The following is a 26,907-nucleotide window of genomic DNA, read 5'->3' on the forward strand; positions in this document are numbered from 1 at the left end:
ACCTTAGCGCGGCCCGGAAACCACCAGCATCTGCCCCGGCTTCAGCGCCTGGCCAGTACGGGGGTTCCAACGCTTGAGATGTTGCATCTCGACGTTGAAGCGCTTGGCGACGATGTACAGCGAGTCGCCTTTCTTGACCTTGTACTGCACCGGCTTCTTGCTGTCGGCCTTGGCGATCAGCGTGAGGTTGTCGCCACTGCGCACCTTGTAGCTGCGGGTGCGGCCGGCCACCCGGGCGGTCTCGACTTCGTCGAACACCTGCTTTTTCGGGCGCATCGCCAGCAATTCTTCCGGCTTCATCGTCGAAAGGGTGCTGGTGAGCAATTGTGCCTTGGAACTCGGCACCAGCAGGTGCTGCGGGCCATCCAGGGTGGTGCGTTGCTTGAGCGCCGGGTTGAGCTGGAACAGTTCGTCTTCATCGATCTCGGCCAGCGCGGCAACCCGCGACAGGTCCATGCTTTGCTTGACCTCGACCACCTCGAAGTACGGCGTATTGGCAATCGGGTTCAGGTTGACGCCATAGGCCTCGGGGGCCAGCACCACCTGGGACAGCGCCAGGAACTTGGGCACATAGTCCTTGGTTTCCTGGGGCAGGGGCAGGTTCCAGTAGTCGGTGGGCAGGCCGAGCTTCTCGTTGCGCTCGATGGCCCGGCTCACCGTGCCTTCGCCGGCGTTATAGGCGGCCAGGGCCAGCAGCCAGTCGCCGTTGAACATGTCGTGCAGACGGGTCAGGTAGTCCAGGGCGGCGGTGGTGGAGGCTGTGATGTCGCGGCGGCCGTCGTAGGCGCGGGTCTGGCGCAGGTTGAAGTAGCGCCCGGTGGAGGGGATGAACTGCCACAGGCCGACGGCATCGCTGCGCGAATACGCCATCGGGTTGTAGGCACTTTCGATCACCGGCAGCAGCGCCAGCTCCAGGGGCATGTTGCGTTCTTCAAGGCGTTCGACGATGTAATGAATGTAGAGGCTGCCGCGTTCACCGGCGTTCTCCAGGAAGGACGGGTTGCTGGCGAACCACAGGCGCTGTTGCTCGATGCGCGGGTTGACGCCCACGTTGTCCTGCAATTGAAAGCCCCGGCGCATGCGTTCCCACACGTCCTGGGGCACTTCTGGAGCAGGTTTCTCTGAAAGCCAGATGACGGGTTTCTGTTTGATCTTGGCGGCAAGGTTGGGCTTGGGTTGCACGGTGGATTGTGCGGCGAAATTTGTCGATTGGCAGCCCGCCAGCGTGGCGGACACAGCCACCGCCACAGCTTGAGCCAGGCGGGTCAATGCGTCTGAATGGTTGGCTTTACGAATAGATGACGACATTGGCTGGAAGTAAGTTCCGGGCAAAAATGTCGGGCGATTCTAGAAAGCACTTTGGTTCCGGTCAACCATTCAGAAATTACGTATCAGATTGCATCCCTTTAGAACTTATCTTTCCACGCCCTCAAGCTAGCAAATACCTCGGCCCCAGAGCGGTTGTCACGACCATTCCGTTCGTCCGCTTTTTGTTTAACGGATGTTTCAGAGGTGCGCAGGAAGGGGTTGGTGCGCTTTTCCAGGGCCAGGTTGGAAGGCAGCGTCATCTCGCCGCGGGCCCGCAGTTGACGGACATTTTCCACCCGTTCGGAGATGTCGGCATTCTGCGGTTCCACCGCCTGGGCAAACTTGAGGTTACTTTGTGTGTATTCGTGGGTGCAGTACACCAGGGTATCGGCGGGCAGGGCGGCCAGGCGCTCGAGGGAGGTGTGCATCTGTTCCGGCGTGCCTTCGAACAGGCGGCCACAACCGGCGGCGAACAGGGTGTCGCCACAGAACAGCACGCCCTGGTGGTAGAAGGCGATATGGCCCAGGGTATGGCCGGGCACGGCATAGACGTCGAAGTCCCAGCCCAGCACGTTGATGCGGTCGTTATCCTGCAGCGCGATGTCCCGCGCCGGGATCGTCTCGTTGGCCGGACCATACACCTTGGCGTCGGTCACCCGCTTGAGTTGCTCGACACCGCCGACATGGTCGTGGTGATGGTGGGTAATCAGGATGTCGCTGAGGGTCCACGTCGGGTTTTGCTCGAGCCAGGCCAGTACCGGCGCGGCATCGCCGGGATCGACCACGGCACAACGTTGGGTCTGCGGGTCCTGCAGCAACCAGATGTAGTTATCGGTGAAGGCGGGCAGGGCACTGATCTGTATCATTCTTCGATTCGCCAAGCTGAACACATTGGTGCATCTTAGAACGTCTAGGCGAGTTGGAGAATGCAATGACTGATAAAGCGTTCGCCCAGGCCGATCCTGAGTGGCTGGCCCTGATCGGCGCAGCCCGTGAATGGCTGTCCGGGCCCATCGGGCAATTTCTGCTGGATGAAGAACGGCGCATGCTCGAAGACGAGTTGGGTCGTTTCTTTGGCGGCTACCTGGTGCATTACGGCCCGTCGGCCCAGACCCCGCCCGCGGCGCCCCAGGTGCAACGCAATGTGCGCCTGGGCGCGCCGTTGCCGGGGGTGGAGATTGTCTGCGAAGAACAGGCCTGGCCATTGAGCGAGCACGCCGCCGATGTGGTGGTGTTGCAGCATGGCCTGGATTTCTGCCTGTCGCCCCACGGTCTGCTGCGTGAAGCGGCCAGCAGCGTGCGCCCTGGTGGCCATTTGCTGATTATCGGCATCAACCCTTGGAGCAGTTGGGGCCTGCGCCATGTGTTCGCCCATGATGGCCTGCGCCAGGCGCGCTGCATCTCGCCATCACGGGTCGGGGACTGGCTCAACCTGCTGGGCTTCGCGCTGGAGAAACGCCGCTTCGGGTGCTATCGTCCGCCGCTTGCCTCGGCCAAGTGGCAAGGTCGCCTGGCCGGTTGGGAACGCCGCGCAGGGGCCTGGCAACTGTCGGGTGGCGGCTTCTATTTATTGGTGGCGCGCAAGATCGTGGTCGGGCTGCGGCCGGTGCGCCAGGTGTTGCGCCAGCCCATGGGCAAACTGGTGCCGATGCCGATGGCCAAGGTCAACCGCAAGCAAAGCGAACCGTAGAACTTTTTTGATTTCAGACCTGCCCGTTTTGATGGATGTAACCGATGACCGATAGCGTAGAACTCTTCACCGATGGCGCCTGCAAGGGCAACCCCGGCCCCGGCGGCTGGGGCGCCTTGCTGGTGTGCAAGGGCGTAGAGAAGGAGTTGTGGGGCGGCGAAGCCAACACCACCAACAACCGCATGGAGCTGATGGGCGCCATTCGCGGCCTGGAAGAACTCAAGCGCCGCTGCAACGTGCTGCTGGTCACCGACTCGCAATACGTGATGAAAGGTATCAACGAGTGGATGGTCAACTGGAAGAAGCGCGGCTGGAAGACCGCGGCCAAGGAGCCGGTCAAGAATGCCGACCTGTGGCAATTGCTCGATGAGCAATGCAACCGCCATGACATCACCTGGAAATGGGTGCGCGGGCACATCGGCCATCCGGGTAACGAGCGCGCCGACCAGCTTGCCAATAGAGGTGTGGACGAAGTGCGGGGCTACAAGCAGAGCTGATGCTGGCTGACGTGTTAACATCGCGCTCCTTGACTCACACCACACTGCACACCACACCGTTGAGAGCTGAACCCTGATGGCGATCCGATCTGTTGTACTCGATACCGAAACCACCGGCATGCCGGTGACCGACGGCCACCGGATCATTGAAATCGGCTGTGTCGAACTCATGGGGCGGCGCCTCACCGGTCGTCACTTCCACGTCTACCTGCAACCGGACCGCGACAGTGACGAAGGCGCCATCGGCGTCCACGGCATCACCGACGAGTTCCTCAAGGGCAAGCCGCGTTTCGCCGAAGTGGCCGATGAGTTCTTCGAATTCATCAACGGCGCCCAGTTGATCATCCATAACGCGGCGTTCGACGTCGGCTTCATCAATAACGAGTTTGCCCTGATGGGGCAGATGGATCGCGCGGACATTTCCCGGCACTGCTCGATCCTCGACACCCTGATGATGGCCCGTGAGCGTCACCCGGGCCAGCGCAACAGCCTCGATGCCTTGTGCAAGCGTTATGGCGTCGACAACTCCGGCCGTGAACTCCACGGTGCCTTGCTCGACTCCGAGATTCTCGCCGACGTTTACCTGACCATGACCGGCGGGCAGACCAGCCTGTCCCTGGCCGGCAACGCCTCCGACGGCAGTGGCTCGGCGGAAGGTTCGGGCAACCGCCCTTCGGAAATCCGCCGCCTGCCGGCCGATCGCAAGCCCACCACCATCATTCGCGCCAGCGAGCAGGATCTGGCCGAGCATGCGGCGCGGTTGGAGGCGATTGCCAAGTCGGCGGGTGCGCCGGCGTTGTGGACCCAGCTAACACAACAATAGCCCTGCGTAGGTATGATCAAAATGTGGGAGGGGGCTACACCCTGATGGCGGTGTATCAGCCAATCAAATATGAGCTGGCATACCGTCATCGGGAGCAAGCCCCCTCCCAGGGTTGACCTCCATTGCTTTCAGAATCTTCATTCGCGTCATCGTCCCCAAGCTTCTACCCTTGAGTGCATAGCCCTCAGGACTACACGCCCTCATGTACAAAGACCTGAAGTTCCCCGTGCTTATCGTGCACCGCGACATCAAGGCCGACACCGTTGCCGGCGACCGGGTTCGGGGCATCGCCCGGGAGTTGGAACAAGAGGGCTTCAGTATCTTTTCCGCCGTGGACTACGCCGAAGGCCGGCTGGTGGCGTCGACCCATCACGGCCTGGCGTGCATGCTGATCGCCGCCGAAGGTGCCGGTGAGAATACCCACCTGCTGCAAAACATGGTCGAGCTGATCCGCCTGGCGCGCCTGCGAGCGCCGAACCTGCCGATCTTTGCCCTGGGCGAGCAGGTCACCCTGGAAAACGCCCCGGCCGATGCCATGAGCGAACTCAACCAGTTGCGCGGCATTCTCTACCTGTTCGAAGACACCGTACCGTTTCTCGCCCGCCAGGTGGCCCGTGCTGCCCGCACTTACCTGGATGGCCTGTTGCCGCCCTTTTTCAAGGCGCTGGTGCAACACACCGCCGACTCCAACTATTCCTGGCACACCCCCGGACACGGCGGTGGCGTGGCCTATCGCAAAAGTCCGGTGGGGCAGGCGTTTCATCAGTTCTTCGGGGAGAACACCCTGCGCTCGGACTTGTCGGTCTCGGTGCCCGAACTGGGCTCGCTGCTGGATCACACCGGGCCCCTGGCCGAAGCCGAAGCCCGCGCCGCGCGCAACTTCGGCGCCGACCATACCTTTTTCGTGATCAACGGCACGTCCACCGCCAACAAGATCGTCTGGCACTCCATGGTCGGGCGCGATGACCTGGTGCTGGTGGACCGCAACTGCCACAAGTCGGTGTTGCATTCGATCATCATGACCGGTGCCATCCCGCTGTACCTGTGCCCGGAGCGCAACGAACTGGGCATCATCGGTCCGATTCCCCTGAGCGAGTTCAGCCCGGAATCGATCCGCGCCAAGATCGACGCCAGCCCCTTGACCCGCGGCCGGCCCCCCAAGGTGAAGCTGGCCGTGGTCACCAACTCCACCTACGACGGCCTGTGCTACAACGCCGAGCTGATCAAGCAGCAATTGGGCAACAGTGTCGAGGTGCTGCACTTCGACGAAGCCTGGTACGCCTACGCGGCGTTCCACGAGTTCTTTGCCGGGCGCTACGGCATGGGCACCTCCCGTACCCCGGACAGCCCGCTGGTGTTCACCACCCACTCCACCCACAAGCTGCTGGCGGCGTTCAGCCAGGCCTCGATGATCCATGTGCAGGATGGCGGCGCGCGCCAACTGGACCGCGACCGTTTCAATGAAGCCTTCATGATGCACATCTCCACGTCGCCGCAGTACAGCATCATTGCGTCGCTGGACGTCGCCTCGGCGATGATGGAAGGCCCGGCCGGGCGCTCGCTGTTGCAGGAAATGTTCGACGAGGCCCTGAGTTTTCGCCGCGCCCTGGCCAACCTGCGCCAGCATATTGCCGCCGAAGATTGGTGGTTCTCCATCTGGCAGCCGCCGTCGGTGGCGGGCATCGACCGCGTCGCCACCGCGGATTGGCTGTTGCAGCCGCAGGATGACTGGCACGGCTTTGGTGACGTGGTCGAAGACTACGTGCTGCTGGACCCGATCAAAGTGACCCTGGTGATGCCCGGTCTCACCGCCGGCGGTGCCTTGAGCGATTGCGGGATTCCCGCCGCGGTGGTCAGCAAATTCCTCTGGGAGCGTGGGCTGGTGGTGGAAAAGACCGGGCTGTATTCGTTCCTCGTGTTGTTTTCCATGGGCATCACCAAGGGCAAATGGAGTACCTTGCTCACCGAGTTGCTCGAGTTCAAGCGCAGTTACGACGGGAATGTCAGCCTCGCCAGTTGTTTGCCATCGGTGTTTGCCCAGGGCCCGGCGCGTTATCAAGGCTTGGGTTTGCGCGACTTGTGCGACCAATTGCACAGCTGCTACCGCAGCAACGCCACCGCCAGGCACCTCAAGCGCATGTACACGGTGTTGCCGGAAATCGCGATGAAACCCGCCGACGCCTACGACCAATTGGTAAGGGGAGAGGTAGAGGCCGTGTCCATTGATGCCTTGCCAGGACGCATTGCAGCCGTGATGCTGGTGCCTTATCCACCGGGCATTCCGTTGATCATGCCGGGCGAGCGCTTTACCGAGTCGACCCGGTCGATCATTGACTACCTGGCGTTTGCCCGGACGTTCGATAGCAGTTTTCCCGGTTTTGTTGCCGATGTTCACGGGTTACAACACGAAGACGACGGCAGTGGTCGTTGTTACACCGTCGATTGCATCAAGGGTTAAGGATGTTTATGCAAGCTGTAATGAACCCGAAGTATCCAGGGCTCAGTGTGCGGGTCGCCGACGAGGGCTTCGACGCCTACGTGTGGGGCAATGATTTCAGCTTTGAGGTCAGTGCCTATGGCGTGCCGGAGATGGACAAGCGGGTCGATCAATGGCCCGTGGAGCGCATCGTGCCGTACCGCAAGTGCTATGGCATCGACCCGGAAGAATTCGCCAGTTTTCGCGATGCGCCGGACAGTGCGATCTTCATGGCCTACCTGGATGATCGTGCGGTCGGGCATATCGTGGTCAGCACCAACTGGAACGGCTTTGCCCACGTTGACGAGCTGGCGGTGGCCTTGCCTGCCCGGCGGCATGGGGTGGCCAAGGCGCTGCTGGATGTGGCGCAGTTCTGGAGCCGCAAGAAAAACCTGCCGGGCATGATGCTGGAAACCCAGAACAACAACCTGGGCGCCTGCCGACTGTATGAGCGTTGCGGCTACGTGATGGGCGGGATCGACCACCTGCGCTATCGCGGCATCGACCCGCAAACCCGTGAAGTGGCGATTTTCTGGTATCGGTTGTTCAAGACCGACGCCGAGCGGCGTTAACTTTCCAGCAGGCCCTGGGCCTTTTGCGTGACGATCTCCAGCAACGCATTCAGCGCAGGCGAGGTCACGCCATCCTTGAGTGTCAGCGCATACAGGCTGACCAGGATCGGCGGCGACACCGGGCATGTATCCAGGCCCGCTTCGCGTGCACCAAACGCAGTGAACGGGTCGACAATCGCCAGGCCTTCGCCGGCTTCCACCATGCTGCGCATCATCTGGTAGGTCTGCACCCGTGTCTGCACCACCGGCAGCGGGCGCAAGGCTTGCAGCTTGGCGTCCAGCAGGCGGCTGAGCGGGTCGTGTCCTTCGAGCCCGATCATCGCTTGCCCGGCCAGGTCCGGCAGCGCAATGTACTTCTGCTTGGGCTTGAGCCAGCCGTGGGGCGCCAGCAATTGCAATTTGCCTTGGGCCAGCACCGTGCTGTGGATTTGTGGGTGTTCCGGGTCATGCAGGCTCAGGCCCACCTCGGCCTCGTGCAGCAACAGGCTGCGCACGATTTCCCGGGTTGGCTGGCTCGACAGGTTGCACGGCGTGTCCTGGAAGCGCCGGCGCAGCAGCGCGATGCTCTGGGGCAGCAGTTGATTGGCCAGGGGCGGCGTGCACAAGGCGCGCAGGGTGGGGGCGTGATGGTGTTTCAAGCGGCTGGCCAGGCGTTGCACCGGTTCCAGGGCTTCGTACACATGGGCGATTTCTGCCTGCAACTCCAGGGTTTCCCGTGTCGCCTGCAAACGCCCGCGCACACTGGCAAACAGCATGAAGCCCAATTGCCGCTCGGCCTCCTTGAGGGCCGCGTCTACATCGCCCACAGGAAGTTGCAACCATTCGGCGGCGGTGCCGAGGTGTCCGGTCTGCAGGATGGCCTGAATCACTTCGATATGACGTAAACGCATGGCCGGAGTCTATGTGCAGCGCCGTGGGGATTCAATGGTGCATGCCGTCGTGCGCAAAAAAGACGGTGTGGGTCGTGTACATCGCTGGCGTTCAGCCAGGACCTCACTAGAATGGCGAGTCTGATCATCAACGACCAATGCCGGTTACCGGCACATACAACAAAAACAGGTCTGGTCTCATATGTCTCTCCCCTCGACAGTTTTCGGGGTAACGGTCAAGCAACTGTTGGTCCTGGTGACCGTAGGGTGCGTGGCTGCTTATCTCTTCAGCAATCACGATGAATCAGCCCCGGAAAACCTCACGCTTGAGGCATTTATCCGTGCCCAGGAGCAAGTCGCCGCGCAGGTCGGCACGGTGCTGGGCATGACGCAGGTCAAGCAGGTGGTGGCGTATCCGGGGTACAACTCGCCGGGCTACAGGCGGGTGATGTACGCGGTGGAAGGCGAGCGGGGCCGGTTGATGGTGACGCTCAAGCAAGTGGACGGTGAGTCGGGGCTTGAAGTGACGGAGATTCGCCGCCCGTGACCGCCCGGCCCAGTCGATGCCGTCAACGGCCGGGACTGAGCAGGTACGCCTGGGCGATCAAGCTTATGAGGCGAGGACGGTCTGCGATTCGCGGACGATAATGGTCCCCGACTGAATCAGCTTGAACTCATCGCCTTCGAGTTTTTCTACCCGGTCGCCAATGGCCAGCTTGTAGGTGGTGGTGGGTGCCGAGCCAGCCAGGTCGCCTTGCGCCGGGTTGGATTCCTGGAACTCATGCACCGAATACACGCGTCCTTCTGCGTCTCTGGCATGAAACTGTCCGACTAGTACTGCTGCCATCTGTTTAGAACCTCTGGAGATAAACACTCAATTCGCGGTGCTGTAGACCGTCATAAAGAGGGGGAGTTTACCTATTGAAAAAAAATACTATTCGCTGACATTTTCAGACGGTTCCTACGCATCAAATCGCGGGCCAAACGTCTGGAGGATTATCAAAACCTTCTGGTGAACGCACTGCGAAGCCTTTATAACTACAAGCTCCCTTAGTCAGACGTCGAGAAACCCAATGAGCAAGGTCTACACGATTGCCGTCCTGGTTGGCAGCCTGAGAAAAGACTCGATCAACCGCAAGGTCGCCCTGGCACTGGCCGAACTGGCCCCCGCCAACCTGAAGTTGAACATTGTGGAAATTGGCGATTTGCCGCTCTACAACGAGGACATCGACGGGGCATCACCGCCCGCAGCCTACAGTACTTTCCGTCAGCAGGTACGTTCATCCGACGCGGTGTTGTTTGTGACGCCGGAGTACAACCGCTCCGTCCCCGCGCCGTTGAAGAATGCGATTGACGTCGGCTCCCGTCCGTATGGCCAAAGCGCCTGGAGCGGCAAGCCGGGGGCGATCATCAGCGTATCGCCGGGCGCCGTTGGCGGTTTTGGCGCCAACCACCATTTGCGTCAGTCCCTGGTGTTCCTCGATGTGCCATGCATGCAGCAGCCGGAAGCCTACCTGGGCGGAGCGGGCAGCGTGTTCGACGACGCCGGCAAGGTGACGGAAAAGACCAGGCAGTTCCTGCAGGCATTTATTGATGCCTACGGCAAATGGGTAGAAAAGCAGACAGCTTGAATCGGCTCTCGCCGTTCAGTTAAGGCTTTTGTAGGAGCGAGCTTGCTCGCGAAAAACTCACAGGCGCCGCGTTCATTCAGGAAGCACGCGTTATCGTTGACGTTTTTCGCGAGCAAGCTCGCTCCTACAGGAGGCGATGTTCGCTTAACTGACTGGTATTAGGGCAAGCCCCTCCCACAGTATTGGATCAGCGCAACCAGTTAGTCCGCGCCAATTCGATCACTTCATCCCCACGCCCACTCATCACCGCCTTGAGCATATACAGGCTGAAGCCCTTGGCCTGTTCCAGCTTGATGCTCGGCGGCATCACCAGTTCCTGGGTGGCCGTCACCACATCCACCAGCACCGGGCCATCATGGGCCAGGGCGCGGCGCAGGGCCGGTTCCAGGTCTTCGGATTGCTCCACGCGAATGCCGAGGATGCCCATGGCGTTGGACATGGCGGCGAAGTCCGGGTTTTTCAGCTCGGTGCCGGCATCCAGGTAGCCCGCGGCCTTCATTTCCATGGCGACAAAGCCCAGGGACGAGTTATCGAACACGATGACTTTGACGGGCAGGTTCAACTGCGCCAGTGAAATGAAATCCCCCATCAGCATGGCAAACCCGCCGTCGCCGGACATCGAGATCACCTGGCGCCCAGGAAAGGCCGCCTGGGCACCGATCGCCTGGGGCATGGCATTGGCCATGGAACCGTGGTTGAACGAGCCGATCAGGCGACGCTTGCCATTCATCTTCAGGTAGCGCGCCGCCCACACCGTCGGCGAGCCCACGTCGGCGGTGAAGATTGCATCGTCGTTCGCCAGTTCGCTGAGCAGGCGCGCCACGTATTGCGGGTGGATCGGCCGGTTGGCCTTTGACGGTTGCGCCAGGTCGTCCAGGCCTTGGCGGGCTTTTTCGTAGTGCTTCAGTGAGGTCTCGAGGAAGCTGCGGTCGGTCTTGCGGGTCAGGCGTGGCAGCAAGGCGCCGATGGTCTCGCTCACATCGGCAGCGATGCCCAGGTCCAGCGTGGCGCGACGGCCGAGCGCCTGCGGGTTGCGGTCAACCTGGATGATCTTGGCATCGGTAGGGTAGAACTGGCGGTACGGAAAGTCCGTGCCGAGCATGATCAGCGTGTCGCAGTCGAGCATGGCGTGGTAGCCGGAGCTGAAGCCGATCAGGCCGGTCATGCCCACATCGAATGGGTTGTCCCATTCCACATGCTCCTTGCCGCGCAGGGCGTGCACCACCGGCGCACCCAGCGTGTCGGCCAGGGCCACCACTTGATCGTGGGCACCGGCGCAGCCACTGCCGCACAGCAGGGTGACTTTTTCGCTGCTTTCAAGGATCTCGGTCAGGCGCTGCAGGTCCTGTTCCGCCGGCAGGGTACGCGGTGCGTGCAGGGCCGGCCAGGGCTTGAGCTTGTCTTCCACTTCCAGCAACGATACGTCCCCCGGAATCACCACCACCGCCACGCCGCGGTTGAGGATCGCCGAACGCATGGCACGGTGCAGCACGTGTGGCATCTGCTCGGGGTTGGTGACCAGCTCGATAAAGTGGCTGCACTCCTTGAACAGTTCCTGGGGATGGGTCTCCTGGAAGTAGTTCAGGCCGATCTCGGAGGAGGGGATTTGTGCTGCGATCGCCAGCACCGGCACATGGTTGCGATGGCAATCGAACAGGCCATTGATCAAGTGCAGGTTGCCCGGCCCGCAGCTGCCGGCGCATACCGTCAGTTCACCCGTGGCCGCCGCTTCGGCACCAGCGGCGAAGGCGGCGACTTCTTCGTGGCGCACGTGCATCCACTCGATGCTGTCCATGGTGCGCAGGGCGTCGGTGAGGCCGTTGAGGCTGTCGCCGGTCAGGCCCCAGATACGCTTGATACCCGCCTGTTCAAGGGTGGTCGCCAATTGCTGGGCCAGGTTGATTTTCGCCATGAAGAACTCCAATCGTCAGTGAGGTTAAAAGCTGCTGATCAATAGGGGACAGTTCGATCACGGCGAATGCTCCGCTTTTAATGTGAAGATTGCGTCATGGCCGCGCGGTATTGCCGGGTGCGCCGAGCGATAAACCATTGGTCACACGCCAGCGCCAGCCATGGCACGACATTGGGTTTAGGCAGACGGCCACGACTCAGGCGGCGCATCTGGTCCCGCACCACGGCCAGGGTGGCGAGGGCGGCCAAGGGTTTGCGTTTCCAACTGATCGGCTTGAGTTGCGGGTTGAGGTCGCGACCCTCGTGCCAGTGCTTGATCAGTTGCGGTTCCAGGGTCAGGGCGGTAGCGATGCCGGCCATGGCGATGCCGCTGTCCAGCACTTGTTGCACGATGGGCAGGCGACGAATGCCGCCGGTGACCATCAGCGGCATCTTGGCGATGGTCGCCAGTTCCTTGGCGAACTCCAGGAAATACGCTTCGCGGGCCAGGGTGCGGCCGTCCCGTGCTTCGCCTTGCATGGCCGGTGCTTCGTAGCTGCCGCCGGATAATTCCAGCAGGTCGATGGGCAGCGGGTTGAGCATCTCGACCACGGCGCGCGCGTCGTTGGCGTCGAAGCCGCCGCGCTGGAAGTCGGCCGAGTTGAGTTTGACCGCCACACAGAATGAAGGACTGACGCTGGCACGCACGGCGTGGATCACTTCCAGCAGCAGGCGTGCGCGGTTTTCCAGGGGGCCGCCCCAACGGTCAGTGCGTTGGTTGCTGAGTGGGGAGAGAAACTGGCTGAGCAGGTAGCCGTGCGCGCCGTGGATCTGCACCCCGGTGAACCCGGCTTTCTCGGCCAGGCGTGCGCTGGTGGCGAAGCGTTTGATCACGTCTTGAATGTCGTCTTCGGTCATGGCCCTGGGCTTGGCGAACATCTTCGAAAAGCTGCCGAGGTCCAATGCAATCGCGGAGGGCGCCAGGGCCTGCTGGCCGAGGTTGGCCATGGTCTGGCGCCCCGGATGGCTGAGCTGTACCCAAAAGTGCACGCCCTTGTCGCGGGCCACGGCGGCCCACTCGCGAAAGCTGTCCAGGTGCTGTTCGTCTTCGAGGGCAACGCCGCCGGGGCCGGTCATGGCGCGGCGGTCGATCATCACATTGCCGGTCAGCAGCAGGCCGGGCTCGCCGTCCGCCCAGGTCTTGTACAACTGCTTCAATTCGCGGGAGGGCGCCTGTTGCGCATCCGCCATGTTTTCTTCCATCGCCGCCTTGGCGATACGGTTGGCAAGAACTTGGCCATTGGGCAGTTGCAAGGGTTCAAAGGGTGACATGGGTTGACTCCTGAGCAGGGGAGGCCTCAGGCTAAGCTTAAAGTTAACTTTAATGTCAAGCAGGCGTTTTGATGAATATTGGAGAGCTGGCAAAACAGAGCGGGCTGGCGGCGTCGCGTATCCGCTTCTATGAAGCCGAAGGGCTGATCAGCCAGGTGGGGCGCCAGGCCAATGGCTATCGCCGCTATGCACCGGAGGCCTTGCAGACGCTGCGCTTGATTCAGAGCGCGCAGCAGGCCGGTTTCACCTTGCAGGAACTCAAGGCGCTGATGCCGGCCCCCGGCGAGCACAAGCGCGCCGAGCTGATCGAGGCGCTCGAGCGCAAGGTCGAGCAGATTGAAGCGATGCAGGCGCAACTGGCGCACAGCAAGGCGCAGTTAGTCGGGGTGATCGACGCGGTACGCGCGCAACCGGAAGGTGTGCCGTGTTCGATGGGGCAGAAGCAGGTGCTGGCGTCGATCAAGCTCAACTCATAAAAAAGCCCTGGCATGCCAGGGCTTTTTCATTTGTGCAGACTCAGCGACGACGGAACAGCGGCAGCGGTTCATCCGTTGCAGCCTGGTACGTCACCGAGAAGTCCTTGAGGCTTTCCAGTGCTTCGTACGGATCTTTGTCGGCGCGCAAGGCGAAGGCATCGAACCCGCAACGGCGCAGGTAGAACAACTGGTCGCGCAGCACGTCGCCAATGGCCCGCAGCTCGCCTTTGTAACCGTAGCGGTCACGCAGCAGGCGTGCGTTGGAATAGTTGCGACCGTCGGTGAAGGCCGGGAAGTTCAGGGCGATGACCTGGAAGTGCTCCACGTCAGCGCCGATCTCTTCGGCTTCTTCATCGGCGTCTAGCCATACACCCAGGCCGCCGTCGCGCGCCTTGAGGGCGTGGCCATGTTCGCGCCACAGCGCCAGCGGCACGATCAGGTCGTCGCAGTTGGAGATGCCGTCGAAGCTCGCGTCCTTGGGCAGCAGGTGCCAGGTTTCGTCGAGGACTTCGTTGTTCTTAATGATTCGCTGCATAGACGCGCTCCTTGAACAGGTCAATGCCGATGCGCTGGTAGGTGTCGATGAAACGCTCATCTTCGGTGCGCTGTTCGATGTACACGTCGATCAGCTTGCCGATCACCTCGGGCATGGCTTCCTGGGCGAAGGACGGGCCGAGGATCTTGCCCAGGCTCGCATCGCGGCTGGCGCTGCCACCCAGGGACACTTGGTAGAATTCTTCGCCTTTCTTGTCCACGCCCAGGATGCCGATGTGGCCGACATGGTGGTGACCACAGGCGTTCATGCAACCGGAGATGTTCAGGTCCAGCTCGCCGATGTCGAACAGGTAGTCCAGATCGTCGAAACGGCGCTGGATCGATTCGGCGATCGGGATCGACTTGGCGTTGGCCAGGGAGCAGAAGTCGCCGCCCGGGCAGCAGATGATGTCGGTCAGCAGGCCGATGTTCGGCGTGGCGAAACCGCCTTCGCGCAGTTCGCCCCACAGGGTGAACAGTTGGCTCTGCTCAACGTCCGCGAGGATGATGTTCTGCTCGTGGGAGGTGCGCAGTTGGCCGAAGCTGTAGCGCTCGGCCAGGTCGGCGACGGCGTCCAGCTGCTTGTCGGTGATGTCGCCCGGTGCAACACCGGTCGGTTTCAGCGACAGGGTCACGGCCACATAGCCCGGCTTTTTGTGCGCCAGGGTGTTGCGGGTGCGCCAGCGCGCAAAGCCCGGGTGCTGCTGGTCGAGCGCTGCGAGCTCGGCATCCTGATTGCTCAGGGCCTTGTACTCAGGATCGACGAAGTGCTTGGCCACACGGTGCACTTCGGCGTCGGTCAGGGTGGTCTGGCCGCCGCGCAGGTGCTCCATCTCGGCATCGACTTTCTGGGCGAACACCTCAGGGGTCAGCGCCTTGACGAGGATCTTGATCCGCGCCTTGTATTTGTTGTCACGACGGCCGTAGCGGTTGTAGACCCGCAGGATGGCGTCGAGGTAGCTCAACAGGTCCTGCCACGGCAGGAACTCGTTGATGAACGCACCGACCACCGGGGTACGGCCCAGGCCGCCACCCACCAGAACACGGAAACCCAGCTCGCCGGCCGCGTTGTACACCGGCTCCAGGCCGATATCGTGTACTTCGATGGCGGCACGGTCCGAGGTCGAGCCATTGATGGCGATCTTGAACTTGCGCGGCAGGTAGGCGAATTCGGGATGGAAGGTGGTCCACTGGCGGACGATTTCACACCACGGGCGTGGGTCGATCAGCTCGTCGGCGGCAACCCCGGCGAATTGGTCGGTGGTCACGTTGCGCAGGCAGTTACCGCTGGTCTGAATGGCGTGCATCTGCACGGTGGCCAGTTCAGCCAGGATGTCCGGCACATCTTCCAGGGCCGGCCAGTTGAACTGCACGTTCTGGCGGGTACTGATGTGGGCATAGCCTTTGTCGAAGTCGCGGGCAATCTTGGCCATCATGCGGGTCTGGCGCGAAGTCAGTTGGCCATACGGCACGGCCACCCGCAGCATCGGCGCAAAGCGCTGAACATAAAGGCCATTTTGCAGGCGCAGAGGGCGGAACTCTTCTTCGCTCAGTTCACCTGCTAGGTAGCGTCGGGTCTGATCACGGAACTGCTTGACGCGGTCCTCGATGATGCGCTGATCGTATTCGTCGTATACGTACATATAGGTCCTGTTCTCGGCAAATCTGCGCGCACGGCCGCGCACTCCCAACGGAGCCGGCGCACGATACCAGTTTGCGTTTATGCGCAAAAGTGATGTTTGAGTATATGCACATAACCAAAATGACTAATGAGAAGGGTTATCGTGATACCCACATTTGTCATGCGGGCAATCGTGAACTTTACTGTGAGCGTGTTTGAGTGCAATCACCTATAAAACCGACAAGAGGCGATGCAATGAGCAATCCGACCAAAGCCCGTAAACCTGACAGTACCGTTGATGCCTGGGCCATTCTGTTCCTGATCATTCTGGTGGTGGGAACGGCCGTTTTCTGGGTCAGCCACCAATAAAGGACGTTGATTGAGCCTCGATTGGTTCAGGCATTGCCACTATCATGGCCGCCTATTTTCGAGGCTCAAGCATCCATGTTGAAGGTGTTGATTACGTGTGTCTGGTTGCTGGGATCGACGTGTGGGGCGATGGCTCATGCAACGTCGGTGGTGTTTCTCAACCCGGGCATGTCGACGGAAACCTTCTGGGTCAGCTATGCGCAATTCATGCAGGCCGCCGCCAAGGACCTCGGCCTGGACCTGCGCGTGCGTTATGGCGAGCGTGATGCCGGCAACACGCTGGCCCAGGCGCGTGAGGTGCTGCAAGGCAGTCAGCGGCCTGATTACCTGGTGCTGGTGAATGAGCAGTACGTTGCACCGCAGATCCTGCGCATGGCCGAGGGCAGTGGCGTCAAGCTGCTGCTGGTGAACAGCGCGCTGACCTCCGATCAGGCGCAATTGCTGGGAACCCGCCGTGGCATCCGTTTGATCGGCAGCCTGGTGGCTGACGATGAACAGGCTGGTTACCTGATGCTCCGTGATCTGTTGCGCCAGCACGGTCCGGGTGCGCCGGGCGAGCCCCTCGACCTGTTGGCGTTTTCCGGGACCAAGTCCACCCCGGGGGCGCAATTGCGTGAGCGCGGCATGCGTCGCGCGCTGGCCGAGCATCCCGAGGTGCGCCTGCGTCAGTTGGTCTACGGCGAATGGAACCGCGAACGCGCCTTCGAACAAGCGACGCAACTGTTCAAGCGCTACCCGCAGACGGCGCTGGTGTGGTCGGCCAACGATCAGATGGCGCTGGGCGCCATGCAGGCGCTGGAGGGCAGTGGGCGGTTACCGGGCAGGGACGTGCTGTTCAGCGCGCTCAACAGCTCGCCGGAGATCCTGCAGGCACGCCTGGATGGACGCTTGTCGTCCCTGGTCGCCGGGCATTTCACCGTAGGCGGCTGGGCCATGGTGTTGGTCCATGACGATGCCAAGGGCCTGGACATTGGCGCCTATGGCGGACGCGACCGGCAGTTGGCGCTATTCCAATTGATCGATGCCGGCCAGGCGCGGCGCTTGCTGGGGCCGACACCCTCGGTGAATTTCCGCGCGTTGTCCGCCCAGGACAAGCCCGTGTCCTATCGTTACCCGTTCAGCCTGCACCTGCTGCTGCGCTAGACGCCGGCCAGGTGCAGCACCAGCTTGACGATGCCGAACAGCGTCAAGGCGAATACTGCTGTGAACAGAATGCCCAGGATCACGAAGTGGCTGGGCTTGCCGTGGGTGAAGTCGCGCGCGCGATTCTTGCCGCTCTGCACGCCAAAGGCGGCGGCCATGACGCTGTGGAGCATCTGCCAGAAGGTCGGCGGCTTGTTGTTGACTGGATCGTCCATACATCCCTCGACACAAGGTGTGTGAGGGACAGCATAGACAATCCAGGCCGGCTTAGTTGTCGTAGCCCAGGTTCGGCGCCAGCCAGCGCTCGGTCACGGCCAGGTCCTGGCCCTTGCGCGCGGTGTAGCTGGTCACCTGGTCCTTGTCGATCTTGCCCACGGCAAAGTACTGCGCCTGCGGGTGGGCGAAGTACCAGCCACTGACTGCCGCCGCCGGGAACATCGCATAGTGCTCGGTGAGGAACACGCCGCTGCGCCCAGCGTGCATTTCGCGGGCCTCGGGGTCGAGCAGTTGGAACAACTGGGCTTTCTCGGTGTGGTCCGGGCACGCCGGGTAACCGGGGGCAGGGCGGATGCCGCTGTACTGCTCCTTGATCAGCGCCTCGTTGTCCAGTTGCTCGTCCTTGGCGTAGCCCCAGTGTTCCTTGCGCACCTGCTGGTGCAGCCACTCGGCACAGGCCTCGGCCAGGCGGTCGGCCAGGGCCTTGACCATGATCGAGTTGTAGTCGTCGCCCGCGTCCTGGTAGGCCTTGGCCACTTCCTCGGCGCCGATGCCGGCGGTGGTGATGAAGCCACCGATGTAGTCGGTCACGCCGCTGTCCTTGGGCGCGACGAAGTCGGCCAGGGAGAAGTTCGGCTTGCCGTCAGTCTTGATGATCTGCTGGCGCAGGTGGTGCAGCCTGGCAATCGGCTGGCCGTCTTCACCGTAGACTTCCAGGTCATCGTCCTGCACCTGGTTGGTCGGCCAGAAACCGAACACCGCGCGGGCGCTGATGAGTTTTTCGTCGATCAGTTTCCTGAGCATTTCCTGGGCGTCGGCGTACAGCGCGGTGGCGGCTTCACCCACCACTTCATCGGTCAGGATGCGCGGGAACTTGCCGGCCAGGTCCCAGGAGATAAAGAACGGGGTCCAGTCAATGTACTCGGCCAGGACGTTGAGGTCGATATTGTCCAACACCCTTGAGCCGGTGAAGGTTGGCTTGACCGGCGTGTAGGTGCTCCAGTCGAACTGCGGCTTCTTGGCGATGGCCGCCGGGTAGCTCAGGCGTTCGGTGCGCGCGCTGCGGTTGGACGTGCGTTCACGCACGTCGATGTATTCCAGGCGGGTCTTCTCGACGAAGCCGGCCTTCAATTCCTTGGACAGCAGCTGCGTGGCCACGCCCACCGCACGGGAGGCGTCGGTGACGTAGATCACTGCATCGTTGCTGTACTTGGGCTCGATCTTCACCGCCGTGTGCGCCTTGGAGGTGGTCGCACCCCCGATCATCAGCGGCAGGTGGAAATCCTGGCGCTGCATCTCGCGGGCCACATGCACCATCTCGTCCAGGGACGGCGTGATCAGGCCGGACAGCCCGATAATGTCGCACTTCTGCTCCTTGGCCACTTGCAGGATCTTCTCGGCCGGCACCATCACGCCGAGGTCGACGATGTCATAGCCGTTGCAACCAAGCACCACGCCGACGATGTTCTTGCCGATGTCATGCACGTCGCCCTTCACCGTGGCCATCAGGATCTTGCCCTTGGCTTCCGGCTTGTCGCCTTTTTCCAGCTCGATGAACGGGATCAAGTGGGCCACGGCCTGCTTCATCACGCGGGCGGATTTCACCACCTGGGGCAGGAACATTTTGCCGGCGCCGAACAGGTCGCCAACGATGTTCATGCCGGACATCAGTGGGCCTTCGATCACCTCGATCGGGCGGGCGAACGACAGCCGCGATTCTTCGGTGTCTTCGACGATGTGGGTGGTGATGCCCTTGACCAGCGCGTGTTCCAGGCGCTTGTTGACCGGCCAGCCGCGCCATTCCTCAGTCTCGGCTTCTTTTACACTGCCGTCGCCCTTGTACTTGTCGGCGATGGCGAGGAGGGCGTCGGTGCCTTCCGGGGTGCGGTTGAGCACCACGTCTTCCACGGCATCGCGCAGCTCGGCCGGGATCTGGTCATAGATCTCCAGTTGGCCGGCGTTGACGATGCCCATGGTCAGGCCGTTGCGGATCGCATACAGCAGGAACACCGAGTGGATCGCCTCCCGCACCGGGTTGTTGCCGCGGAACGAGAACGACACGTTGGACACGCCACCGGAGGTCAGCGCATACGGCAGCTCGTCGCGGATATAGGCGCAGGCGTTGATGAAATCGACAGCGTAGTTGTTGTGCTCTTCGATGCCGGTGGCGACCGCGAAGATGTTCGGGTCGAAGATGATGTCTTCGGGTGGGAAGCCGACTTCATCCACCAGGATGTCGTAGGAGCGCTTGCAGATTTCCTTCTTGCGCGCTTCGGTGTCGGCCTGGCCGGCCTCGTCGAAGGCCATCACCACCACGGCGGCGCCGTAGCGTTTGCACAGCTTGGCGTGGTGAATGAACTGCTCGACGCCTTCCTTCATGCTGATGGAGTTGACGATGCCCTTGCCCTGGATGCACTTGAGGCCGGCTTCGATCACTTCCCACTTGGAGGAGTCGATCATGATCGGTACGCGGGAGATGTCCGGCTCGCCGGCAATCAGATTGAGGAAGGTCACCATGGCCTTCTTCGAATCGAGCATGCCCTCGTCCATGTTGATGTCGATCACCTGGGCGCCGGCTTCCACCTGTTGCAGGGCGACTTCCAGGGCTTCGGTGTAGTTGTCCTCGCGGATCAGGCGGGCGAAACGCGCAGAACCGGTGATATTGGTGCGCTCGCCGACGTTGACGAACAACGAGCTGCGATCAATGGTGAACGGCTCCAGGCCCGACAGGCGACAGGCCTTGGGGATGTCCGGGATAGTACGCGGCGCGTAGCCGGCCACGGCCTTGGCGATGGCTTCGATATGGCCCGGGGTGGTGCCGCAGCAACCGCCGACGATATTGAGGAAGCCGCTCTGGGCGAATTCTTCGATGACCTTGGCGGTTTCCGACGGCAGTTCGTCGTACTCGCCGAATTCATTGGGCAGCCCGGCGTTGGGGTGCGCGGACACATGGGTATTGGCTTTGTTGGACAGCTCTTCCAGGTACGGGCGCAGCTCGCTGGCGCCGAGGGCGCAGTTCAGGCCCACGGAAATCGGCTTGGCGTGAGCCACCGAGTTCCAGAAGGCTTCGGTGGTCTGGCCCGACAGCGTGCGGCCGGAGGCGTCGGTGATGGTGCCGGAGATCATGATCGGCAATTCGATACCAAGCGTTTCGAACACACCCTGCACGGCGAAGATCGCGGCCTTGGCGTTGAGGGTGTCGAAGATGGTCTCGATCAGGATCAGGTCGGCACCGCCCTCGATCAGGCCTTGGGTGGCCTCGGTGTAGTTCTCCACCAGTTCATCGAAGGTGACGTTGCGGTAGCCGGGGTTGTTCACATCGGGCGACAGCGAGCAGGTGCGGCTGGTCGGGCCGAGGACGCCGGCGACGAAACGCGGCTTGGCCGGGTTCTCGGCGGTCTTGGCATCGGCGATCTTGCGTGCCAGGCGTGCGCCTTCGACGTTCAGTTCATAGGCCAGTTCTTCCATGCCGTAGTCGGCCATGGAGATGCGGGTGGCGTTGAAGGTGTTGGTTTCGAGGATGTCGGCACCGGCATCCAGGTACGCCTTCTCGATCCCGCCGATCACGTCCGGGCGGGTGAGCACCAGCAGGTCGTTGTTGCCCTTGACGTCGCTCGGCCAGTCGGCGAAGCGTTTGCCGCGGTAGTCGTGTTCTTCCAGTTTATAGCTCTGGATCATCGTGCCCATGCCGCCGTCGAGGATCAGGATGCGTTCCTTGAGGGCGTGGTGAAGGGCTTGCAGACGAGCGCTACGATCGGACATGGGACTACTCTGGTCAGGCATTACGGAGGGCGTGGATCATAACAAACCTGTGCGGATTTGCGGCATGTCCGGGTTTTGCATGAATATCGCTCATGTTGAGCGGGGGCATGGCCCGGTAGAATCACCGCCACTTTAAACCGCACGCATTGAATCGGGACCGGATACATGTCACTTCGTCTTATCGTCAGCGCCGTCCTGGCATTGATAGCCAGCAGCGCTCTGGCAGAAGGTCCCGCTCCGGCGATCTCGTATACCCGCGACATCCAGCCGATCTTCACCGAGAAGTGCGTGGCCTGCCATGCGTGCTATGACTCCGCGTGCCAGCTCAACCTGGGCAGCGCCGAGGGCGCGGCGCGCGGTGCGACCAAAGTGCCGGTCTACGACGGCGAGCGCAGCCAGGCCACACCCACCACGCGCTTGTTCTATGACGCCTTCGGCAAGCAGGCCTGGCAGCAGAAGGGCTTTTATTCGGTACTCGACGCCCAGGGCAGCCAGGCCGCGTTGATGGCGCGCATGCTGGAGCTGGGGCATACCGCAGCCCTGAAGCCCAATGCCAGGTTGCCCGAAGAGATCGTATTGGGCCTGAACCGCGAAAACATGTGCGCCACCCCGGGCGAGTTCAACGCCTATGCCGGTGCCCATCCCAAGGAAGGCATGCCGTTGGCGGTCACCGGCCTGAGTGACCAGCAGTACCAGACCCTGCAACGCTGGCTGGCCTCCGGTGCACCGATTGACCAGCAAGGCGTGGCCCCCAGTGCTCGGGAAGCCGCGCAAGTGCTGCAATGGGAAAACCTGCTCAACGCCCCCGGCGCGCGGGAAAGCCTGGTGGCCCGCTGGTTGTTCGAGCACCTGTTCATTGCGCATCTGTATTTCGAAGACGGTGAGCCTGGGCATTTCTTCCAGTGGGTGCGCTCGCGTACCCCCAGCGGCCAGCCGATTGACCTGATCAATACCCGTCGCCCCAATGACGATCCCGGCACCCGCGTGTACTACCGCCTATGGCCCGTGGAAGGGGTGATCGTCCACAAGACCCACATCACCTACCCCCTCAGCGCGGAGAAAATGGCGCGGATCAAAGCCCTGTTCTACAGCGGCGACTGGCAGGTCAGCGCCTTGCCCGGCTACGGCCCTGGCCGGCGGGCCAACCCTTTCGAGACGTTCGAGGCGATTCCGGCCCAGGCGCGTTACCAGTTCATGCTGGATAACGCCGAATACTTTGTGCGCACGTTTATTCGTGGGCCGGTGTGCCGCGGGCAAATTGCCACGGACGTGATCCGCGACAATTTCTGGGCGTTGTTCCAGGCGCCCGACCACGACCTGTACATCACCGATGCTCGCTATCGCGGCCAGGCCACGCCGTTGCTGGCGATGCCAGGGCAGAATGATGACGTGGGCAGTGTGCTCAGCCTGTGGCTCGAATACCGCGATAAGCGCAACCAGTACGAAGCCCTGCGGCGAGACAGCTATGCCGATCTGCCGGCGCCCAGTTGGTCGACCCTGTGGGCCGGCAATGACAACGCCCTGTTAAGCATCTTCCGCCACTTCGACAGCGCCTCGGTCAATAAGGGCCTGATCGGTGAAGTCCCGCAGACACTGTGGTTGTTCGACTATCCGTTGCTCGAACGCACCTACTACCAACTGGTGGTCAATTTCGATGTGTTCGGCAACGTATCGCACCAGGCCCAGACCCGGCTGTACTTCGACCTGATCCGCAACGGTGCCGAGCAGAACTTCCTGCGCCTGATGCCGGCCAATAGCCGCGATGCGTTTATGGATGATTGGTACCAGAACAGCGGCAAGATCAAGCTGTGGCTGGATTACGAAGCCATCGACGACGACACGCCTACCGCCTTGCACCTGGATAAAAAGGACCCCAAGCGCGACTTCGCCAACCAGTTGCTTGCCCGCTACGGCGACCTGAATGCCAGCCCGGATCCGATCAACCGTTGCGGGGGCGCGTTTTGTTCGCGCGACGGTATCGACCCGGCGCTGCAGGACGCCGAACAGGCGCTCAGCCGCCTGACTTCACGCCCGGCGGCGGGGCTCAAGGTGATTGACCAGTTACCCGAAGCGACGATGCTGCGCGTCGAAACCGCCAGCGGTAAGCGTGTGGTCTACAGCCTGCTGCGCAACCGCGCTCACAGTAACGTGGCATTTCTGCTGGGTGAGGCTTATCGCTATCAGCCGGGCCTGGACACACTGACCCTTTACCCTGGAGTGCTCAGCAGTTACCCGAACTTCATGTTCAACATCCCTGCCCAGGAAGTGCCCGAATTCGTCGCCGAAATGGAGCGGGCCAAGGACGCCAATCGCTTTGAAAAAATTGTCGACCGCTGGGGCGTGCGCCGCAGCCACCCGTTGTTCTGGCAGTATTTCCACGATTTGTCCCAGTACATCCGCGAGACGACGCCGGTGGAAGAAGGGGTGCTGGATATGAACCGTTATGAAAACCTCTGACAGAGGCGAGCGTCTTTTCCGACAAAATTACTCGGACTTTGTACCTGCGTAATATTTTGGCGTAAACTGCCGTCAAGCCTGTGAGGAGTTTCCATGACTGCCATAACCATTACCGACGCCGCCCACGATTACCTGGCTGACCTGCTGTCCAAGCAGAACACCCCGGGAATCGGCATCCGCGTCTTTATCACCCAGCCTGGCACCCAGTACGCCGAGACGTGCATCGCCTACTGCAAGCCCGGTGAAGAGAAACCTGAAGACACCGCCCTGGGGCTGAAAAGCTTCACCGCGTATATCGACAACTTCAGCGAAGCCTTCCTGGACGATGCCGTGGTCGACTACGCCACCGACCGCATGGGCGGCCAATTGACCATCAAGGCGCCCAACGCCAAGGTGCCTAATGTCAATGCCGACAGCCCGGTCAACGAGCGTATCAACTACTACCTGCAAACCGAGATCAACCCGGGGCTCGCAAGCCACGGCGGTCAGGTCAGCCTGATCGACGTCGTCGATGACGGCATTGCCGTATTGAAGTTCGGCGGCGGCTGCCAGGGCTGCGGCCAGGCAGACGTGACCCTGCGCGAGGGCATCGAGCGGACCTTGCTCGAGCGTATTCCGGAGCTCAAGGGCGTCCGTGATGTGACGGACCACACGCAGAAAGAAAACGCCTACTACTGAGTAAGGTGTTCACTGCGAACAAAAAAACGGCGCCCGTGAGCGTCGTTTTTTATTATTAAAATTCAAACAGTTATGCCATCTATCTAACAAGTAGGATTAAGTGTGGGAGGGGACAAGCCCCCCCCCCTCCCACATTTTTTGCATTTATTCAGTTAAATCAGTGTGTTGTTGATGGTTTGTGAATTAAAAAATCAAATTCGAATGTTGACTCTATCTCCCTGACAAGGAAGGTCAAATGTGGGAGGGGGCTTGCTCCCGATAGCGGTGCCTCAGTCGACTCATGAGGAAGCTGACACACCGCCATCGGGAGCAAGCCCCCTCCCACATTTTGTTTTGTATTTAGCTATTAAAATCAATGATTGCTTTGATTTTTGAAGTAAATAATCAAGGCCGATAAAGGTGCGCATGCCCCGCCCGATACAACGACGACTCACTGAAACTATCACTCGCCAGTACTCGCCCCACCACAATCAACGCCGTACGCCGAAAGCCCTTGGCGGCGACTTTGTCGGCAATATCGCTGAGGGTGCCCACGGCCCAATCCTGATCCGGCCATGTCGCCCGGTGTACCACGGCAATCGGGCAGTCTGCGCCATAGTGCGGCAGCAGTTCGGCGACAATCTTCTCCAAATGGTTGACCCCCAGATGAATCGCCATGGTCGTGCCATGGCGGGCCAGGCTGTCGAAGTCTTCGCCGGCCGGCATGCGGGTTTTATCGGCGTAGCGGGTCAGGATCACGCTTTGGGCGATGTCCGGCAAGGTCAGTTCGGTCTCCAGCAACGCTGCGCAGGCGGCCACTGCGGTGACGCCGGGAATGATCTGGAAGGGGATGCCCAACTCGCGCAGGTAACGGATCTGCTCGCCAATCGCGCCATACAGGCTCGGGTCGCCGGAGTGCACGCGGGCCACATCCTGGCCGTTGGCGTGGGCAGCCTTGAACAGTTCGATGATCTGTTCCAGGTGCAGTTCGGCGCTGTTGACCACCTGTTGCGCCTGATGACCCTCCAGCACCGCCGCCGGCACCAGCGAGCCGGCATAGATGATCACCGGGCAACTGCGGATCAGGCGCTGGCCTTTGACAGTGATCAATTCCGGATCGCCGGGGCCGGCGCCGATAAAGTAGACGGTCATGGAGAATTCCTGTGGAAAAACGGGCGAGCATGAAGATTGCTCATGATCGGGACTGACGATTATCGGGATTTTAGCCGGCGCAGGCCAATGCAAAGGTGGCCTGGGCGGTTTTCTGGCGGGTGATCAACAAGCGGGCAGGGCAGCCGCAGAGCTGTTCGGCCAGGGCCAGGGCGGCACTTTCGGCGACGCCGTAACAGCCGGTATGGGCAAACGCGACCGCCGATTTGTGGCTCAGCCGGTCTTCGTAAACGGCCAGTTGCCCGGCGTTGAAGCATTGCAAGGGCAGGTCGAGCAGTCGGGCCAGGGCGAGTAACCCTGGCTCGTCCTGTTTACGGTCGATGCTGGCCAGTGCCGTGACACGCTGGCGCTCGATCCCGCCCTCGGCCAGGGCGCTGTCCAACAGGCCCAGCAGGGTGTCGACATCACAACCCCGCTGGCAACCCAGGCCGACCACCAGGGTCATGCCGAGTATTGATCGTCACGGTTACGGCGGAACAACCAGGCACTGATCAGGCCAAGGGCCAGCCAGAACGCCACGTTGGTCAACTGCGAAGCGATTTTGAACTGCGCTTCGAGGGCTTCCGGCGCCAGCATCGAATGGGTTTCCGGCTGCGGTGCACCGATCACATGCGGCACCACCAGGATCGCCACGCCCAGGACTTTCAGCAGCCAGTTGCGACCAAACACGATCAGGGCAATACCCACAGCCGTCGAGGCAGCGGTGCCGATCCACCAGATCTGCCGTTGCGCCAGGTCAGCGGCGGCAGTACCCGGCAGCTCCGGTGGCAGGCCCAGGGTGGGCGCCAGCACAAAGGTCGCGTAGCCGGCCAGGCCCCACAGCAAGCCTTGGGCCGTGCGGGTAGGGGCGCGCAGGGTATAGAGGCCGGCGAGCATCAAGGCGAAGCCGACGGCGACCACCAGGTTGCCGCCGGTGGTCGACAGCACGCGCTGCCAGCCGTCTTCCGGCTCCCAGGCTTCGGCGTCGTGGGTGTGTGCAGCGGCGCCAGCGGCGTGCTCATGCACGACTTCCGTTGTGGCAGGGGCTTTTTCAAAGGTTTCCGCCTGCAGAATCAGCGGGGCGACCCAGAAGCTTTGCAGCAGGGTCAGCAGCAGGGCGGCCAGCAGGCCGGTGAACCCTGCGGTTTGCGCAATACGCTTGATCATGTCGGCAGGCCTCAGTGGCACGGGAACGCGGCGCTGTGGCGGGTGTCGTGGGCAGCATTGTGCACCGCCTCGATATGGGAGAAACCGGCGAAGTACACCAGGCACGCGCCGAGGATCGACGCACCGATGGCGGCGGTCAGGCGTTGGCTGAGGGTGGCGGAGCTGCTGGCGGTGTGCGAGGTGCTGCTGACGATCGACATGGCGCGTCCCTTTCAGGTGTCAGGGTGACACGAGCGCATGCAAACCCCGCGAGCCAGGCACGCAGGAT

General features: G+C 61.7%; 25 protein-coding genes. 11 read left to right on the forward strand and 14 right to left on the reverse strand.

Annotated elements, in window-relative coordinates; translation table 11 throughout:
* Positions 1-3: 3 nt before the first annotated feature.
* Together BB029_RS24975 and gloB are read right to left on the reverse strand one after the other, a co-directional pair.
* Entirely contained in the window at positions 4-1,308 is a 1,305-nt protein-coding gene (locus BB029_RS24975) for a lytic transglycosylase domain-containing protein (RefSeq protein ID WP_065941201.1), read from the reverse strand.
* 98 nt (positions 1,309-1,406) lie between these two features.
* Complete coding sequence (gene gloB, locus BB029_RS24980; RefSeq protein WP_065941202.1) at positions 1,407-2,174, reverse strand: hydroxyacylglutathione hydrolase; 768 nt, start codon at positions 2,172-2,174, stop codon at positions 1,407-1,409.
* Between the two features lie 65 nt (positions 2,175-2,239).
* On the opposite strand from gloB, the gene BB029_RS24985 reads away from it, so the two are divergent.
* The 5 genes from BB029_RS24985 to BB029_RS25005 all read left to right on the forward strand — a co-directional run bounded on the left by BB029_RS24985 (position 2,240) and on the right by BB029_RS25005 (position 7,366).
* Complete coding sequence (locus BB029_RS24985; RefSeq protein ID WP_053134936.1) at positions 2,240-2,998, forward strand: class I SAM-dependent methyltransferase; 759 nt, start codon at positions 2,240-2,242, stop codon at positions 2,996-2,998.
* A gap of 44 nt (positions 2,999-3,042) precedes the next feature.
* Entirely contained in the window at positions 3,043-3,495 is a 453-nt protein-coding gene (gene rnhA, locus BB029_RS24990) for a ribonuclease HI (RefSeq protein ID WP_003173571.1), read from the forward strand.
* Positions 3,496-3,577: 82 nt separating this feature from the next.
* The gene (gene dnaQ / locus BB029_RS24995; RefSeq protein ID WP_168166845.1) at positions 3,578-4,318 is read left to right on the forward strand and encodes a DNA polymerase III subunit epsilon; all 741 of its coding nucleotides are present in this window, start codon (positions 3,578-3,580) and stop codon (positions 4,316-4,318) included.
* A gap of 202 nt (positions 4,319-4,520) precedes the next feature.
* Positions 4,521-6,776 (forward strand): Orn/Lys/Arg decarboxylase N-terminal domain-containing protein, encoded by a 2,256-nt coding sequence (locus tag BB029_RS25000; protein ID WP_065941204.1) that lies wholly within the window; start codon positions 4,521-4,523, stop codon positions 6,774-6,776.
* 20 nt (positions 6,777-6,796) lie between these two features.
* Entirely contained in the window at positions 6,797-7,366 is a 570-nt protein-coding gene (locus tag BB029_RS25005) for a GNAT family N-acetyltransferase (RefSeq protein ID WP_065941205.1), read from the forward strand.
* On the opposite strand, the gene BB029_RS25010 is transcribed toward BB029_RS25005, so the two are convergent.
* On the reverse strand, positions 7,363-8,256 hold the full coding sequence (locus BB029_RS25010) for a LysR substrate-binding domain-containing protein (protein WP_065941206.1): 894 nt from the start codon (positions 8,254-8,256) through the stop codon (positions 7,363-7,365). The two genes, BB029_RS25005 and BB029_RS25010, sit on opposite strands and share 4 nt — an antisense overlap.
* 181 nt (positions 8,257-8,437) lie before the next feature.
* Between BB029_RS25010 and BB029_RS25015 the strand changes: the two genes are divergently transcribed.
* The gene (locus BB029_RS25015) at positions 8,438-8,782 is read left to right on the forward strand and encodes a hypothetical protein (RefSeq protein WP_065941207.1); all 345 of its coding nucleotides are present in this window, start codon (positions 8,438-8,440) and stop codon (positions 8,780-8,782) included.
* A 63-nt stretch (positions 8,783-8,845) separates the two neighbouring features.
* Here the strand turns inward: BB029_RS25015 and BB029_RS25020 are convergent, their stop codons facing one another.
* The gene (locus BB029_RS25020) at positions 8,846-9,082 is read right to left on the reverse strand and encodes a hypothetical protein (protein WP_065927911.1); all 237 of its coding nucleotides are present in this window, start codon (positions 9,080-9,082) and stop codon (positions 8,846-8,848) included.
* A 226-nt stretch (positions 9,083-9,308) separates the two neighbouring features.
* Between BB029_RS25020 and BB029_RS25025 the strand changes: the two genes are divergently transcribed.
* Entirely contained in the window at positions 9,309-9,866 is a 558-nt protein-coding gene (locus tag BB029_RS25025; RefSeq protein ID WP_065941208.1) for an NADPH-dependent FMN reductase, read from the forward strand.
* Between the two features lie 187 nt (positions 9,867-10,053).
* Here BB029_RS25025 and poxB read toward each other — a convergent pair whose 3' ends face one another.
* Together poxB and BB029_RS25035 are read right to left on the reverse strand one after the other, a co-directional pair.
* Positions 10,054-11,778: a ubiquinone-dependent pyruvate dehydrogenase gene (gene poxB, locus BB029_RS25030; protein WP_065941209.1), complete on the reverse strand. Its 1,725-nt coding sequence runs from the start codon at positions 11,776-11,778 to the stop codon at positions 10,054-10,056.
* A gap of 77 nt (positions 11,779-11,855) precedes the next feature.
* Entirely contained in the window at positions 11,856-13,088 is a 1,233-nt protein-coding gene (locus BB029_RS25035; protein ID WP_065941210.1) for an NADH:flavin oxidoreductase/NADH oxidase family protein, read from the reverse strand.
* 71 nt (positions 13,089-13,159) lie between these two features.
* Here BB029_RS25035 and BB029_RS25040 point away from each other — a divergent pair, with 71 nt between their 5' ends.
* Positions 13,160-13,564, forward strand: coding sequence for a MerR family transcriptional regulator (locus BB029_RS25040; protein WP_027606485.1), 405 nt, complete (start codon positions 13,160-13,162; stop codon positions 13,562-13,564).
* Positions 13,565-13,604: 40 nt separating this feature from the next.
* On the opposite strand, the gene BB029_RS25045 is transcribed toward BB029_RS25040, so the two are convergent.
* Both BB029_RS25045 and BB029_RS25050 read right to left on the reverse strand, forming a co-directional pair.
* Entirely contained in the window at positions 13,605-14,099 is a 495-nt protein-coding gene (locus tag BB029_RS25045) for a DUF934 domain-containing protein (RefSeq protein WP_003235539.1), read from the reverse strand.
* Complete coding sequence (locus BB029_RS25050; RefSeq protein ID WP_065941211.1) at positions 14,083-15,741, reverse strand: nitrite/sulfite reductase; 1,659 nt, start codon at positions 15,739-15,741, stop codon at positions 14,083-14,085. The genes BB029_RS25045 and BB029_RS25050 overlap by 17 nt, the downstream gene beginning before the upstream one ends.
* Positions 15,742-16,163: 422 nt before the next feature.
* Between BB029_RS25050 and BB029_RS25055 the strand changes: the two genes are divergently transcribed.
* Positions 16,164-17,231: an ABC transporter substrate-binding protein gene (locus BB029_RS25055; protein WP_065941212.1), complete on the forward strand. Its 1,068-nt coding sequence runs from the start codon at positions 16,164-16,166 to the stop codon at positions 17,229-17,231.
* Here BB029_RS25055 and BB029_RS25060 read toward each other — a convergent pair.
* A complete protein-coding gene (locus tag BB029_RS25060) occupies positions 17,228-17,446 on the reverse strand; it encodes a DUF2970 domain-containing protein (RefSeq protein ID WP_027606482.1) in 219 nt (72 codons plus the stop codon). The genes BB029_RS25055 and BB029_RS25060 overlap by 4 nt on opposite strands.
* Positions 17,447-17,498: 52 nt before the next feature.
* Positions 17,499-21,209, reverse strand: a complete 3,711-nt coding sequence (metH, locus tag BB029_RS25065; protein ID WP_065941213.1) for a methionine synthase — start codon at positions 21,207-21,209, stop codon at positions 17,499-17,501.
* 165 nt (positions 21,210-21,374) lie between these two features.
* Here metH and BB029_RS25070 point away from each other — a divergent pair, with 165 nt between their 5' ends.
* Entirely contained in the window at positions 21,375-23,666 is a 2,292-nt protein-coding gene (locus BB029_RS25070) for a fatty acid cis/trans isomerase (RefSeq protein ID WP_065941214.1), read from the forward strand.
* 93 nt (positions 23,667-23,759) lie between these two features.
* Entirely contained in the window at positions 23,760-24,344 is a 585-nt protein-coding gene (nfuA, locus tag BB029_RS25075) for a Fe-S biogenesis protein NfuA (protein WP_027606479.1), read from the forward strand.
* 384 nt (positions 24,345-24,728) lie between these two features.
* Here nfuA and cobM read toward each other — a convergent pair whose 3' ends face one another.
* From cobM to BB029_RS25095, 4 genes are all read right to left on the reverse strand, one after another.
* Entirely contained in the window at positions 24,729-25,475 is a 747-nt protein-coding gene (cobM, locus tag BB029_RS25080) for a precorrin-4 C(11)-methyltransferase (protein ID WP_065941215.1), read from the reverse strand.
* A 70-nt stretch (positions 25,476-25,545) separates the two neighbouring features.
* Positions 25,546-25,938, reverse strand: a complete 393-nt coding sequence (locus BB029_RS25085) for a cobalamin biosynthesis protein (protein WP_065941216.1) — start codon at positions 25,936-25,938, stop codon at positions 25,546-25,548.
* A complete protein-coding gene (locus BB029_RS25090; RefSeq protein WP_065941217.1) occupies positions 25,935-26,639 on the reverse strand; it encodes a CbtA family protein in 705 nt (234 codons plus the stop codon). The genes BB029_RS25085 and BB029_RS25090 overlap by 4 nt, the downstream gene beginning before the upstream one ends.
* A gap of 11 nt (positions 26,640-26,650) precedes the next feature.
* Positions 26,651-26,839 carry a CbtB-domain containing protein gene (locus BB029_RS25095; protein WP_065941218.1) on the reverse strand — a complete coding sequence of 63 codons (189 nt, stop codon included), beginning with the start codon at positions 26,837-26,839 and terminating at the stop codon, positions 26,651-26,653.
* Between the last annotated feature and the right edge of the window lie 68 nt (positions 26,840-26,907).

Origin of the sequence: Pseudomonas sp. S3E12 (assembly GCF_001702295.1) — a bacterium.
Taxonomy (GTDB): domain Bacteria; phylum Pseudomonadota; class Gammaproteobacteria; order Pseudomonadales; family Pseudomonadaceae; genus Aquipseudomonas; species Aquipseudomonas marginalis.

Excerpts from the sequence above, each read along its gene's own strand:
- BB029_RS24985 (WP_053134936.1), top strand. The coding sequence starts at position 2,240 with ATGACTGATAAAGCGTTCGCCCAGGCCGATCCTGAGTGGCTGGCCCTG.
- BB029_RS25085 (WP_065941216.1), bottom strand. The coding sequence starts at position 25,938 with ATGACCCTGGTGGTCGGCCTGGGTTGCCAGCGGGGTTGTGATGTCGAC.
- BB029_RS25015 (WP_065941207.1), top strand. The coding sequence starts at position 8,438 with ATGTCTCTCCCCTCGACAGTTTTCGGGGTAACGGTCAAGCAACTGTTG.
- BB029_RS25025 (WP_065941208.1), top strand. The coding sequence starts at position 9,309 with ATGAGCAAGGTCTACACGATTGCCGTCCTGGTTGGCAGCCTGAGAAAA.
- rnhA (WP_003173571.1), top strand. The coding sequence starts at position 3,043 with ATGACCGATAGCGTAGAACTCTTCACCGATGGCGCCTGCAAGGGCAAC.
- BB029_RS25070 (WP_065941214.1), top strand. The coding sequence starts at position 21,375 with ATGTCACTTCGTCTTATCGTCAGCGCCGTCCTGGCATTGATAGCCAGC.
- BB029_RS25005 (WP_065941205.1), top strand. The coding sequence starts at position 6,797 with ATGAACCCGAAGTATCCAGGGCTCAGTGTGCGGGTCGCCGACGAGGGC.
- gloB (WP_065941202.1), bottom strand. The coding sequence starts at position 2,174 with ATGATACAGATCAGTGCCCTGCCCGCCTTCACCGATAACTACATCTGG.
- metH (WP_065941213.1), bottom strand. The coding sequence starts at position 21,209 with ATGTCCGATCGTAGCGCTCGTCTGCAAGCCCTTCACCACGCCCTCAAG.
- BB029_RS25055 (WP_065941212.1), top strand. The coding sequence starts at position 16,164 with ATGTTGAAGGTGTTGATTACGTGTGTCTGGTTGCTGGGATCGACGTGT.
- BB029_RS25035 (WP_065941210.1), bottom strand. The coding sequence starts at position 13,088 with ATGTCACCCTTTGAACCCTTGCAACTGCCCAATGGCCAAGTTCTTGCC.
- BB029_RS25000 (WP_065941204.1), top strand. The coding sequence starts at position 4,521 with ATGTACAAAGACCTGAAGTTCCCCGTGCTTATCGTGCACCGCGACATC.
- BB029_RS25010 (WP_065941206.1), bottom strand. The coding sequence starts at position 8,256 with ATGCGTTTACGTCATATCGAAGTGATTCAGGCCATCCTGCAGACCGGA.
- BB029_RS25060 (WP_027606482.1), bottom strand. The coding sequence starts at position 17,446 with ATGGACGATCCAGTCAACAACAAGCCGCCGACCTTCTGGCAGATGCTC.
- BB029_RS25050 (WP_065941211.1), bottom strand. The coding sequence starts at position 15,741 with ATGTACGTATACGACGAATACGATCAGCGCATCATCGAGGACCGCGTC.
- poxB (WP_065941209.1), bottom strand. The coding sequence starts at position 11,778 with ATGGCGAAAATCAACCTGGCCCAGCAATTGGCGACCACCCTTGAACAG.
- BB029_RS25040 (WP_027606485.1), top strand. The coding sequence starts at position 13,160 with ATGAATATTGGAGAGCTGGCAAAACAGAGCGGGCTGGCGGCGTCGCGT.
- nfuA (WP_027606479.1), top strand. The coding sequence starts at position 23,760 with ATGACTGCCATAACCATTACCGACGCCGCCCACGATTACCTGGCTGAC.
- BB029_RS25045 (WP_003235539.1), bottom strand. The coding sequence starts at position 14,099 with ATGCAGCGAATCATTAAGAACAACGAAGTCCTCGACGAAACCTGGCAC.
- BB029_RS25090 (WP_065941217.1), bottom strand. The coding sequence starts at position 26,639 with ATGATCAAGCGTATTGCGCAAACCGCAGGGTTCACCGGCCTGCTGGCC.
- BB029_RS25095 (WP_065941218.1), bottom strand. The coding sequence starts at position 26,839 with ATGTCGATCGTCAGCAGCACCTCGCACACCGCCAGCAGCTCCGCCACC.
- BB029_RS25020 (WP_065927911.1), bottom strand. The coding sequence starts at position 9,082 with ATGGCAGCAGTACTAGTCGGACAGTTTCATGCCAGAGACGCAGAAGGA.
- cobM (WP_065941215.1), bottom strand. The coding sequence starts at position 25,475 with ATGACCGTCTACTTTATCGGCGCCGGCCCCGGCGATCCGGAATTGATC.
- BB029_RS24975 (WP_065941201.1), bottom strand. The coding sequence starts at position 1,308 with ATGTCGTCATCTATTCGTAAAGCCAACCATTCAGACGCATTGACCCGC.